Source organism: Streptococcus sp. HMSC072D05 (genome assembly GCF_001815805.1).
Lineage (GTDB): Bacteria > Bacillota > Bacilli > Lactobacillales > Streptococcaceae > Streptococcus.
The window spans coordinates 95,489-108,124 of sequence record NZ_KV822011.1 but is presented as its reverse complement, the minus strand read 5'-3'; the positions used below and the strand labels follow the sequence as shown (position 1 = coordinate 108,124).

Here is a 12,636-nt window from a genome sequence, read left to right as displayed (position 1 = left end):
ATGAAACAAAAAGTCAGAAAAGCAGTCATCCCTGCCGCTGGATTGGGAACTCGTTTCCTCCCAGCAACTAAGGCATTGGCCAAGGAAATGTTACCAATCGTAGACAAACCAACTATCCAGTTTATCGTTGAAGAAGCCCTCAAGTCTGGAATCGAAGATATCTTGGTTGTTACAGGTAAGTCAAAACGTTCCATCGAGGACCACTTCGATTCAAACTTCGAATTGGAATACAACCTCAAAGAAAAAGGGAAAACAGATCTTTTGAAGCTAGTTGATGAAACAACTGGCATGCGCCTGCATTTTATCCGCCAAACACATCCACGTGGTCTCGGCGATGCTGTTTTGCAAGCCAAAGCTTTCGTTGGAAATGAACCTTTTGTCGTTATGCTTGGTGATGACTTGATGGATATCACGGACGAAAAAGCTGTTCCACTTACCAAACAACTCATGGATGACTACGAACGTACCCACGCGTCTACTATCGCTGTTATGCCAGTCCCTCATGACGAAGTATCTGCTTATGGGGTTATTGCTCCGCAAGGCGAAGGAAAAGACGGTCTTTACAGCGTTGAAACCTTCGTTGAAAAACCTGCGCCAGAAGATGCTCCTAGCGACCTTGCTATCATCGGACGCTACCTCCTCACTCCTGAAATTTTCCAAATCCTCGAAAACCAAGCTCCAGGTGCAGGAAATGAAATTCAGCTGACAGATGCAATCGATACCCTCAATAAAACACAACGTGTATTTGCTCGTGAGTTCAAAGGGGCTCGTTACGATGTCGGAGACAAGTTTGGCTTTATGAAAACCTCCATCGACTACGCTCTCAAACACCCACAAGTCAAAGACGACTTGAAAGACTACCTCATCCAACTTGGAAAAGAGTTAGCTGATGGGGAATAGAAGAAAAACAAAGCTCTTAAATAAGGGCTTTGTTTTTTTGTTGAAGCTTGCAATAAAAAAAGCCATCTTTGCAGATGACTTATTAGCAACCGAATCGGTGCTTGCATTTAACTATCCCCCCTACACATAGCTCATTCCCTTATAGCAAAGGAAAATGGCTAGTGCGATAAAAAGTACGGTTGCTCCGATTCGCTGGCTGGTACTGTACATCCTTCTCTCCCATTTAACTGGAAAAATAACTGCTAGAAAGGCACCGCCTACTGCGCCACCAATATGCCCAGCTAGGCTGATTCCTGGAATCAGAACACTTCCAATGATATTGATCACGAAAAGTGTCAGATAGGATTGCCCCAACTGCTGGATATAGGGGTTGCGAGTTGCGTAACGCAAGACGATAATCGCAGCAAATAACCCGTATAGGGAAGTGGATGCCCCAGCAGCGACAACTTTCGGTGTGAAAGCAAAAACAAAGAGATTGCCCATCATTCCAGATAATAGATAGAGAAAGAAGAACTGCTTAGAACCGAAAATCTCCTCCACCTGTCGTCCAAGAAAGTAGAGCGAAATCATATTGACAATGAAATGCTCCCATCCGATATGCACAAATATAGCCGAAAAAAGGCGCCAAATCTGCTCAGGGAACAGGCGAATGATCGGTCCATACATGGCTCCAAACTGAAGCAAGGTATCTGCTCGTTCAAAATTTAAACCTGTAAAAACCAACATCAAGAGAAATACCAATGCTGTTACTAGGAGGAAGAAGCTAGTCACAGGATAACGTTTATCAAAGATTTCCTTCATAGATTAGCACCTCCTGGACGGGAATATCATGGTTTTCCGAGTTAAACTCCTGAACTTGACAAGGATAGATTGTACTCATGGTATGCCCAGCAAAATGCTCCAGATAGCGGTCGTAGTATCCTCCACCATATCCAATCCGATAGCCCTCAGTTGTAAAAGCCAAACCCGGAACATGGATTAAGTCAATCTGAGACGGTTCCACCACTTCCAAGTCTCCTTGCGGTTCCAGTAAACCAAAGGAAGTTTTTACCAACTGCTGTGGATGATAGACCACAAAGTCCATGCGCCCCTTGGGATAGGTTTTGGGTATCAGAACCTTTTTGCCGTCCTTCAGCATCCGCTTGATCAGTTCTTGCGTTTGAAATTCATGAGGGAAGGAGAGATAGGTTGCGATGGTCTTGGCTTCTTGGTAAAAGGGATGCTTTAAAAATCGTTCAGTTAAAACTCGATCCATAGCCTGTTTTTGCTCCTGAGATAGAGTCTTCATTTCTTGCAAAATTTTCTTGCGTAGTTCTGCTTTCATAGACAATTCCTCTACTCTGCTGCCTTCTTTTTTAAGAAACTAGAGACTGCATCTACCCCAATGGCTAAGGCTTCTTCTTTGGGACTCATCTGAGGGTGATGAAGGGCGTAGGGACTATCGATACCTAGCCAGAACATAACGCCATCTACCTTCGAAAGGAGATAACCAAAGTCCTCACCAGTCATAGCTGACTCAATATCAATCAACTCAATTCCGTCTTTCTCTTCAAAAAAGTCCATCAGTTCACGCGCCAAGGCTGGATTGTTCTCAACAGGTAGGTAGCCTCCTTGCTTGAGTTCTACTTCGACTTCCATATCAAAGGCTGCTGCAACCCCTTCTGCGACTGTCTTGACTCTTTTTTGTACCAAGAGGCTCATGTCCTGAGTCAAGGCACGAATGGTTCCGTGTAAAAAGGCTGTATCTGTAATGACATTGTTGGTTGTTCCAGCTTGGAAAACACCAAAGGTCACCACCGCTCCCTCGATTGGGTTGACATTGCGGCTGACAACTGACTGCACTTGGGTTACAAAGTAACTAGCAGCCACCAAGGCATCATTGGCCTCATGTGGAAAAGCAGCGTGTCCCCCTTTTCCTTTGAAACGAATCTTCACTTCACAAGTCCCTGCAAAGAGTGTATGGGTGTTGGTCGCAATCTGTCCAACCTTCAAATCCGGACGAACATGGAGACCATAAAACTGATCTGGCAGCCAGTCCTCAAAAGCACCATCCTCATACATGAGCATCCCACCAGCTTCATTTTCTTCAGCAGGCTGAAATAGGAAGAGCAAATTATTCTTGGGTTGCTCCTCAAGGGCGCGTTCGAGACAGCCCAAGGCAATAGTCATATGAAAATCATGGCCACAGGCATGCATGCGACCTTGGTGTTGAGAGGCGAAAGGTAGACCTGTTTGTTCGACGATAGGCAGACCATCAATGTCTGTTCGCCAACCAATGGTTCGTTCCGGCTGACTTCCCTGCAGGTAGACCAAAATCCCTGTCCGCCAAGTACGAACTTGAACAAAGTCCTTGCCCGTAATCAATTTTTCAATCACATCCAGCAAATAAGCCTGAGTCTTGAACTCTTCCAAGCCAATCTCTGGAATCTGGTGTAAATCTCGTCTAGTCTGAATCAAATCTAACATCTATCGGTCCTCCTTTTGATAGAAGAAAGAGGCTGGAAAAAGGGTTCCGCCTCTTTTTTACTTTTACAATTACAAGGTACGAAGCGCATCCTCTAGCGCTGTTTTTTGTTGAGTTTGGGCATCAATCTCTTTGATGATGCGAGCTGGAACACCTGCTACTACCACGTTTTCTGGGACATCCTGGGTAACAATAGCTCCTGCTGCGACAACTGAACCACTACCGATTTGAACTCCTTCGATAACCACTGCATTGGCACCGATAAGAACATTGTCTCCGACACGGACTGGTTCAGCACTAGCTGGCTCAATCACACCTGCCAAAACTGCACCTGCACCAACGTGACTGTTTTTCCCAACGATAGCACGACCTCCAAGGATGGCACCCATGTCAATCATGGTTCCAGCACCGATTTCAGCACCGATATTGATAACAGCTCCCATCATGATAACAGCATTGTCACCAATTTCAACCTGGTCACGGATAATAGCACCTGGCTCGATACGAGCATTGATAGCACGTTTATCTAACAAAGGAACTGCAGAATTACGAGCATCTTGCTCGACAACGTAATCTTGATTTTCTACCAAACCTTCAAGAAGCGGAGCCACGTCCTTCCAGTCTCCGAATAAAACATTTCCTAGTTTGACAACAGAGCTTGGCACAGCAGTTGCAAGTTCTCCCTCAAAAGTTACTTTGACACTGGTTTTCTTTTCCGCATTGGCGATAAATTGGATAATTTCTTGAGCGTTCATTTTTGTAGCAGTCATAGGTGCCTCCTGGTTCGTTATAATGATACCTATTCTACCAAAAAAGGCTTCAAATTTGAAGCCTCAACTATCAAATAATCATCTTTACCTGGCTTGTTTTGCTTCTTCTACAGATAAAAAAATCATCGGAACGATAATCAACACCATAGCCAAGGCCAAAAAACCATCCATGACCAATCCCAGAAAAAGAACACTTAATAAAGCTGAAGAGAGCGGTTCGCTAGCACTCACCACCGATACAACCAGCGGGGAAACGAGTGACACAGCCTTCATAGATAGGAAGAAGGCAAAAGCAGTACCAAACACGGCAATCGTCAGACAAATCAGCACACTTACCAGATCCACTTGAAAACTTATCTGATAAATAGGGTAAAGGAAATTACTAAAGAGACCTGCCAGAATCATCCCCCAACCAACAGTCGGAACAAATCCGTAGCGCCGTGCAAAGCGTTGAGGAAGGATAACATTAAACATGACCCCTACTGCACTGAGCAAACCTGTCACTAGAGCCAAAGGTGTCATGGATAACTGGGACAAATCCCCTTTTGTAGCCATCAAAAAAACACCTAGCATGGCAATCAAAACATAGAACACAGCTGTAATAGAAGCCTTCTTCTGGTAAATGATTCGATTGTAAAACAGGATAAAAACAGGGCTGATAAATTGCAAAATGGTCGCCGTCGTCGCATTGGAATACTCAACGCAAAGATAGAAGAAAAACTGCACAGAAAAAATACCTAGAATAGCATAGGCTAAAAAAGGTAGATAATTTTTCTTATCACGCCAGATGTCCAACAAGCGGCTACGCAACTGAAAGGCAGATAGACCTAAAACCAAACTCCCCGCCACTAGTAAACGCATAGAAGTAATCCATCCAGAAGACACTGGATAATGAGTGAAAAAATACTCTCCTAAAATCCCACAAATCCCCCAGATTAGGCCTGAGAGTAGCGAGTATACTGTTCCCTTAACAATCTTTTTCTGATAATGATTCATATTATTATTGTAACACGAAACCAACAAAGAAAAAAGTAGCAACAAGGAGAAATTACTAACCTTGCTACTACTCTTTCTTAACGATTAAATAGACGTGAACGTCCTGAAGAACCACTTTGAGTATTTCCACTCGAACTTGAACTTCCAGAGCTACTGCTTGAACTTGAGCTTGGAGGAGTCACTGCTGGAATGCTTCCTAGAATATTCTTCCATGCGTTCAGATAATCTGCATCGCTTCCTCCAATAGCAAAGCGATAGGTGGTCACTGGGGCACCTTCTTTAGTAGCCCAGTAGCTCGTTACTGTTGATCCAGAAAGTTCGATTTCCTTACCATTGATGGAAACTTTGCCGGGCTTTTGGCCTGTAGACCGGAGAACTTGCGACTTGGTCACACTTGGATCCAGATTAAAGCGCTCATTCCCCCATATTCCAGGTTCAGCTTGTTGGATAGCATTGACCAAGTGGGCCATATAGTTGGCATTACGGTAGTGGCCTGCTCCTTTGGCTAGTGGTCGGTTATCATCGTGACCTAACCAGCCACCCAAAGTCAAGCGAGGTGTAGAAAGCATGAGCCACATATTTTCATCTTCATTGGTCGTACCAGTTTTTCCGATCCAGTCAGCACGAGCTAGGGATGGATTGATAGTAGTCAAGTCCGTCTGGAAACTTGAAGTAATCCGAGACGAGATAACATCCCGAAGGAGACTTTGCATGATGGTTGCTGTCGCTTTTGAATAAACCTGGACAGGCTCATCCTTGTGCTCGTATACCACTCGACCATCCGTTGACTCGATCTTTGCGATCATATGTTTCTTATGGTAAACTCCGTTGTTGGCTAGAGTCTGATACCCGTTGGTATGCTGGGCAACTGTAACGTCAATCCCCCCACCCATCGGTAAACTTTCAATCCCATATTCTGGGATTTCGTAACCCATTTTTTCCATATAGCCTTTGACATCCACACCCTTCTCTCGAAGCGTACGATACGTCCAGTAGGCTGGGATATTCCATGAGTAGTTAAGGGCTTCTCCCAATGTCATCATGCCCGTACCAGGACTATTGACATACATGATGGGATTCCCGTTTGAGAAGTTGGTAGGATAGTTTGACAAGATACTTGCACTTCCCATCAAACCTTGGTCAATAGCGATACCATAGGCCAATATAGGTTTTGTGGTTGAAGCTGGAGAACGCTTGGTATCGATAGCGTGATTGTTCTGATTTTCTTGATAATTACGACCACCAACAAATCCAAGGATAGCTCCCGTTTGGTTGTCCATGAGGACATTCCCCACCTCAGGCTGGCCTGTCGAATCATCTAGCAGATAGCCGTAGGTCGCAACCGCATTTTGCATCGCAGCATGAACATTTTTATTGATAGTTGTCGTAATCTTATATCCACCATTTTCAATTTCCTTAGTGGCTAAATCGCGATAGGATTTCTGAATGGACTCATTCTTTAATTCTTGCGCAGAGACATTATCTCGTTGGACAAGGTAGTCGTACATGCGGTCAGTAGCTTCTGCCAAGGTTGCATAGTAGAGATAGTCACGCGAAGTACCACTAACACTACCTGATGGTAGGAAGTCTTTCTTAAAGTCATAATCTTTGTACTTATCGTAGTCTTCCTGACTTAGAGCCCCTGTCCGGTACATATTGTAGAGGACATCCTTGGCACGCTTAATTCCCAAAGCCATGTCCTCATCACTCTTCATACTACCATCAGATTCATAAGGAGAATAACTGATTGGACTCTGTGGCAACCCTGCGATAAAGGCAGCTTGAGGGATCGTTAAATCCGAAGCATTGACCCCAAAGATTCCTTCTGCAGCCTGCTGGGCACCTGCAATATTTTGACCTTTATGATTGCGACCAAAAGGAGCTATGTTAAGGTAGGTTGTCAAAATCTCATCCTTACCCATAGCCCGTTCTAAAGCTAGAGCATCAATAATCTCTTTAGCCTTACGAGCTAGAGTTGGAGCATCCCCCACCACTTGCTGCTTGATGACCTGCTGGGTCAAGGTCGAACCACCACTAGACGAGCCTAGACCGACAAAGGTTCCCAAGGTCGCACGAATAACGGCCTTAGGCACAACTCCCTTGTGCTCATTGAAATGCTCGTCCTCTGTCGCAACAATGGCTTTCTTAAGGTTGTCTGAGATAGCATCTGAAGCGACTGAAGTGCGCAATAAATCGCCCTCGATCGAGGCAATGGTACTGCCGTCAGAATAAGTGATTTCTGAGATGGAGGCAATATCCTTCACTTGCTTGACCAACTCTTCTGCTTGAGGGACCTGGGCCTTGTCAAATAGAGCGACTCCATAACCCATAGCTACACCAGCGCCAAACAGTCCACCGATAAAGCCTAGGATAAAGAGAGTGTTAAAAACTATTTTAAACCCACTCAAAACTTTAGCAAAAATAGACCCAGCCTTTCTAACTTTGTCAGAAGAGGCCCCCTTTTTACCGGTTTTCTTATTAGCCAGTTTTTCTGCTAGTCTTTTCTTCCATTTTACAATTCGTTGCATTAGCTGCTGGAAAAAATGCAGCATTTTTGTTTTTAATTCATTAATTCTTTCTTTCATGAATGTCCTCGCTTTCTCTATTATACCATAAAAGGGAAACTTTCAATAAAATAGCCACTTTCTTCCCTATTCCACTAGGCTATTGTCCGAGTTTGTGATACAATAGGTAGAAACAATATTTTATAAAGGAGAAAAGACACATGCACATTTTTGATGAGCTAAAAGAGCGTGGTTTGATTTTTCAAACGACTGATGAAGAAGCTTTGCGTAAAGCCCTAGAAGAAGGTCAAGTTTCTTATTATACTGGCTACGATCCAACTGCTGATAGCCTTCACCTCGGCCACCTTGTCGCAATCTTGACCAGTCGTCGCTTGCAGTTAGCAGGTCATAAACCATATGCGCTCGTTGGCGGTGCTACAGGTCTCATCGGAGATCCGTCCTTCAAAGATGCTGAGCGTAGTCTCCAAACAAAAGACACAGTAGAGGGCTGGGTCAAGTCTATCCAAGGGCAACTTTCTCGTTTTCTTGACTTTGAAAATGGTGAAAATAAGGCTGTCATGGTCAACAACTACGACTGGTTTGGCAGTATCAGCTTCATTGACTTCCTCCGTGACGTCGGAAAATACTTCACTGTCAACTACATGATGAGTAAGGAATCTGTGAAGAAACGGATCGAGACAGGGATTTCTTACACTGAGTTTGCCTACCAAATCATGCAAGGGTACGACTTCTATGTCCTTAACCAAGACTACAATGTTACTCTGCAAATCGGTGGTTCTGACCAGTGGGGAAATATGACAGCTGGTACCGAATTGCTTCGTCGTAAGGCTGACAAGACTGGTCACGTGATCACTGTTCCACTCATCACAGACGCAACTGGTAAGAAATTTGGTAAGTCAGAAGGAAACGCAGTTTGGCTTAACCCTGAAAAGACTTCTCCATACGAAATGTACCAATTCTGGATGAACGTGATGGATGCTGACGCTGTTCGCTTCTTGAAAATCTTTACCTTCTTGTCACTCGATGAGATTGAAGACATCCGCAAAGAGTTTGAAGCGGCTCCACACGAACGCTTGGCACAAAAGGTCCTCGCTCGTGAAGTCGTGACTCTTGTTCACGGAGAAGAAGCTTACAAAGAAGCCCTTAACATCACCGAGCAACTCTTTGCTGGAAACATCAAAAACCTTTCTGTCAAAGAACTCAAACAAGGACTTCGTGGAGTGCCAAACTACCAAGTAAAAGCAGACGAAAACCACAATATCGTGGAACTCCTCGTGTCATCTGGTGTGGTGAATTCAAAACGCCAAGCCCGTGAAGACGTCCAAAACGGAGCTATCTACGTCAACGGCGACCGTATCCAAGACCTTGACTATGTCTTGAGTGACGCAGATAAGTTAGAAAACGAACTCACTGTTATCCGCCGCGGGAAGAAGAAATACTTTGTGTTGACTTACTAAATTGTTAAACATTTACCTATAAACAAAGGAGTTACCCTCGAGAAAGGTAACTCCTTTTTGCTGTGAATAGTCCCCACCTATCCCTTAATAGACAGGCTACGCAGGACTATGCGTAAGGTTGTTAGATTATGTAGGATAGAGAGGTTTGAAGGACTGAGCCAATTAAACAAGCCAAAGCCAATCAAACTACTATTTACGACAACGGTATCTTGAATATTCTTCTTGATGAGTGTTTGCAAAGATGATGATAGCCAATCCAACTCTTGGAAGAAATCCAAACGATTATCTAACAATAAGATATCGCTCATCTGCTTAGAAATATCTGCACTCTCATTCATCACCACACCGATATCTGATAGGGTTAGAGCCGCTGAGTCATTCAATCCATCTCCAACCATCAAAATCGTGTGACCTGCTTTCTGCAGTTCCTCTACTAACTCAAATTTCCCATCAGGTTTCAAGTCTGTATAGACCTGATCAAAGGGCAAATCTTTGACTAATTCCTCTGTCCTAACCAAGGTGTCCCCTGTTGCCAGAATCAATTTTTTCCCTTGTGCCTTAAGTTTCTCCAAGGCTGCTTTTGCTTCTTTTCTCAAAGGAGTATGAATGCAGAACATTCCAATCAATTCATTCTGATAAGCCAAGAATAAGAGATTGTAGTGACTCTTGTACTCTTCAATTAAAGCATTTTGTTCTGAACTGATATGAATCTGCTCATCCTGCATCAAGACATAATTCCCAATAAGAACTGGTTGGCCATCTATATGAGATTTGATCCCCTTGCTTGCAATATATTGGAGTTTCCCATGCATTTCCTCATGTTCAATTCCCTCTATCTCAGCTTGCTTGACGATGGCATTAGCAATAGGATGATAAATGTGTTCCTCAAGACAGGCACTGATTCTGAGAATATCTTCCTCACTATAGTCCCCAAAAGGTAACACCTTTTCAACTATAGGATAACTAGTTGTGATTGTTCCCGTCTTATCAAACAAGAAAGTATCAACTTCCAGATATTTCTCCAGAACATCCCCATCCTTAATCACCATTTCACGGTTCAACCCCTCCTTGATAGCTGTCAAATAAGCTACAGGAGTAGAGATTTTCAAAGCGCAGGAGAAATCGACTAATAGGAAAGAAATAGCCTTAGAAAAAGAACCTGTTAATAGGTAAGTTAGCCCAGCCCCCAAGAAATTATATTTGACGACCTTATCCGCCATCTTGATGAAATAGCGTTGTTTCGTTTTCTTGTTTTCTTCAGATTTCTTCATTAACTCAATCAGTTGTAAAATCCGGCTGTTCATCTGATTATCGGTTACACGAATGCGTAACTCTCCAGTTTCTAATACTGTATTTGCACAAACCAAATCAGACTCTCTTTTTTCAACTGGAAAACTCTCTCCCGTCAAGGAACTTTCGTTGACCATACCTAAACCTGAAACTACTTGTCCATCAAACAGAATTTCATTTCCTTGAGATAGGACCAAGACATCTCCTATTTGAACATCGGAACTCTTGATACTAACAACCGTATCGCCCTGTACTAAGAATACGTCGCTCTCTTTTGCAAGAAGGCTTTGTTCTAAATCTGTTGCAGTTTTTTTCAAAGACCACTGATCTAAATGATTCCCCAAATCAAGCATAAACATGATATTGCTAGCTGTCTTGGATTGGTTCATAAACAAGGACAATAAAATCGCCGAACAGTCCAAGACTTCCATCGTTAGTTCCTTACGCGCTAGTGTTTGATAGGCTTCTCTAATATAACCCAAAGCCTGATAACAAGTCCATATATAGCGAATAGGATACGGCACAAAACTACGAAAAAGTACACGCTTAATCGCTGCACCTGAAACAATAGAATAAGCACTCTCTTCTCTACGAATGGGAAGAGTCATCAACTCAGAAACTTTCCCTTTATCAATTCTTTTTAAAAAGGCTTCTGCATTATCTAATACAGAAAAGCCTTCTTTTATGCGTAGAGTAAAGTGCTGTTGATCCATGTAAAACTGGATAGACTCAATCCCCTTTTCATCTCTCGCCAAGGAACGAAGATAGTCTTGAATATCCAAGGTGAGTGAAAAAGAAGATGATAGTCGGATATGTTGGTATCCTCTATGTAGCACTTTAAAAGACATATTATTCTCCTATAAGGCTATCTAATTGCTCTTCTTTTTTCTCTTGCTCGTACAAATATTTGGCATCTTGCAAGACATCGTCTCCATGTTGTTTCACAACAGAAACAGATGCATCTAGCCCGTCTTTCAACTTGTAAGCCTTAGCCAAAGCTTTAGAATAACCTTTTTTAGCTTCCTTACTTGCCAAGATTTTCAAACCAAGGGTACCAAATGCGACACCACCCAAAAAGAGTGATGATTTTTTCGCAACTTTTGCAACGGTTAATACTTCTTTTAACATACTTATTTCCTCCTTATCATTATTATATAGAAATTTAGATATAAAAGCAATTTTATTCTATAAATTGGAGAATTAGTTTTATTTCTACTGAATCTCCCATCTACTTATTTCTAAAGTTGCTTTCATTTGCCTCTTTTGATACACTTAAACTATGAATACAAACCTCAAACCCAAACTTCAGCGTTTTGCTTCTGCGACTGCCTTTTCCTGCCCTATCTGCCAAGAAAATCTGGCCTTGGTAGAGTCTAGCCTCAAGTGTAGCAACCGCCATTCTTTTGATCTGGCAAAATTCGGCTATGTCAACTTGGCTCCGCAAATCAAGCAATCTGCCAACTACGACAAGGAAAACTTCCAAAACCGCCAGCAAATTCTTGAAGCTGGTTTTTATCAGGCTATTTTAGAAGGTATCTCGGACTTACTAACAACTAATCCATCCGCAAAAACAGTCTTGGATATCGGTTGTGGCGAAGGTTTCTACTCTCGTAAACTCCAAGAAAGTCACTCTGATAAAACCTTCTATGCCTTTGACATTTCAAAAGACTCGGTCCAAATCGCAGCTAAAAGTGAACTCAACTGGTCAGTTAATTGGTTTGTCGGTGACCTGGCTCGACTTCCTATAAAAGACGCCAGTATGGATATCCTGCTCGACATCTTTTCACCTGCCAACTATGGGGAATTCCGTCGCGTTTTATCCAAAGATGGCATCTTGATCAAGGTCATCCCGACTGAAAATCACCTCAAAGAAATCCGTCAAAGGGTACAAGACCAGCTGACAAACAAGGACTATTCCAACCAAGATATCAAGGAACATTTCCAGGAATACTTCAGCATCCAATCTAGCCAAATAGCTTCCCTAACCAAACCCATCACAGCCGAGCAACGCCAAGCTTTACTTAGCATGACCCCCCTTCTCTTTCATGTTGACCAGACCAAAATTGACTGGAGTCAACTGACAGAGATTACCATTGAGGCAGAGATTTTGGTTGGGAAAGCACTGTAAATAAAACTTTCAGATAAGACAAAACCCGCACCTCCTCTTGAGGTGTGGGTATAAATCGCGATTTTTCAACTGTCTATCCGAAAAGTGGAAAAAATTTTAACCTCTC

At 43.0% G+C, this 12,636-nt stretch carries 11 protein-coding genes; 3 read left to right on the top strand and 8 right to left on the bottom strand.

Annotated elements, in window-relative coordinates; translation table 11 throughout:
• Entirely contained in the window at positions 1 to 900 is a 900-nt protein-coding gene (gene galU, locus HMPREF3057_RS03840; protein WP_049478979.1) for a UTP--glucose-1-phosphate uridylyltransferase GalU, read from the top strand.
• A gap of 120 nt (positions 901 to 1,020) precedes the next feature.
• Here galU and HMPREF3057_RS03835 read toward each other — a convergent pair whose 3' ends face one another.
• From HMPREF3057_RS03835 to pbp1b, 6 genes are all read right to left on the bottom strand, one after another.
• The gene (locus HMPREF3057_RS03835; protein WP_049478978.1) at positions 1,021 to 1,701 is read right to left on the bottom strand and encodes a rhomboid family intramembrane serine protease; all 681 of its coding nucleotides are present in this window, start codon (positions 1,699 to 1,701) and stop codon (positions 1,021 to 1,023) included.
• Complete coding sequence (locus HMPREF3057_RS03830) at positions 1,685 to 2,224, bottom strand: 5-formyltetrahydrofolate cyclo-ligase (protein ID WP_049478977.1); 540 nt, start codon at positions 2,222 to 2,224, stop codon at positions 1,685 to 1,687. The genes HMPREF3057_RS03835 and HMPREF3057_RS03830 overlap by 17 nt, the downstream gene beginning before the upstream one ends.
• 11 nt (positions 2,225 to 2,235) lie before the next feature.
• Positions 2,236 to 3,366 carry an N-acetyldiaminopimelate deacetylase gene (locus HMPREF3057_RS03825; protein ID WP_049520519.1) on the bottom strand — a complete coding sequence of 377 codons (1,131 nt, stop codon included), beginning with the start codon at positions 3,364 to 3,366 and terminating at the stop codon, positions 2,236 to 2,238.
• 69 nt (positions 3,367 to 3,435) lie between these two features.
• A complete protein-coding gene (gene dapD, locus HMPREF3057_RS03820) occupies positions 3,436 to 4,134 on the bottom strand; it encodes a 2,3,4,5-tetrahydropyridine-2,6-dicarboxylate N-acetyltransferase (RefSeq protein ID WP_000127447.1) in 699 nt (232 codons plus the stop codon).
• A gap of 84 nt (positions 4,135 to 4,218) precedes the next feature.
• The gene (locus tag HMPREF3057_RS03815; RefSeq protein WP_002892724.1) at positions 4,219 to 5,130 is read right to left on the bottom strand and encodes a DMT family transporter; all 912 of its coding nucleotides are present in this window, start codon (positions 5,128 to 5,130) and stop codon (positions 4,219 to 4,221) included.
• 77 nt (positions 5,131 to 5,207) lie between these two features.
• Positions 5,208 to 7,715 (bottom strand): penicillin-binding protein PBP1B, encoded by a 2,508-nt coding sequence (pbp1b, locus tag HMPREF3057_RS03810; RefSeq protein ID WP_049478975.1) that lies wholly within the window; start codon positions 7,713 to 7,715, stop codon positions 5,208 to 5,210.
• A 140-nt stretch (positions 7,716 to 7,855) separates the two neighbouring features.
• Between pbp1b and tyrS the strand changes: the two genes are divergently transcribed.
• Complete coding sequence (gene tyrS, locus HMPREF3057_RS03805) at positions 7,856 to 9,112, top strand: tyrosine--tRNA ligase (RefSeq protein ID WP_044020095.1); 1,257 nt, start codon at positions 7,856 to 7,858, stop codon at positions 9,110 to 9,112.
• Between the two features lie 77 nt (positions 9,113 to 9,189).
• Here the strand turns inward: tyrS and HMPREF3057_RS03800 are convergent, their stop codons facing one another.
• Both HMPREF3057_RS03800 and HMPREF3057_RS03795 read right to left on the bottom strand, forming a co-directional pair.
• Complete coding sequence (locus HMPREF3057_RS03800) at positions 9,190 to 11,250, bottom strand: heavy metal translocating P-type ATPase (RefSeq protein WP_000008775.1); 2,061 nt, start codon at positions 11,248 to 11,250, stop codon at positions 9,190 to 9,192.
• A 1-nt stretch (position 11,251) separates the two neighbouring features.
• A complete protein-coding gene (locus tag HMPREF3057_RS03795; protein ID WP_000910910.1) occupies positions 11,252 to 11,530 on the bottom strand; it encodes a DUF6110 family protein in 279 nt (92 codons plus the stop codon).
• 151 nt (positions 11,531 to 11,681) lie between these two features.
• Between HMPREF3057_RS03795 and HMPREF3057_RS03790 the strand changes: the two genes are divergently transcribed.
• Entirely contained in the window at positions 11,682 to 12,530 is an 849-nt protein-coding gene (locus tag HMPREF3057_RS03790; RefSeq protein ID WP_001095532.1) for a putative RNA methyltransferase, read from the top strand.
• Positions 12,531 to 12,636 lie beyond the last annotated feature (106 nt).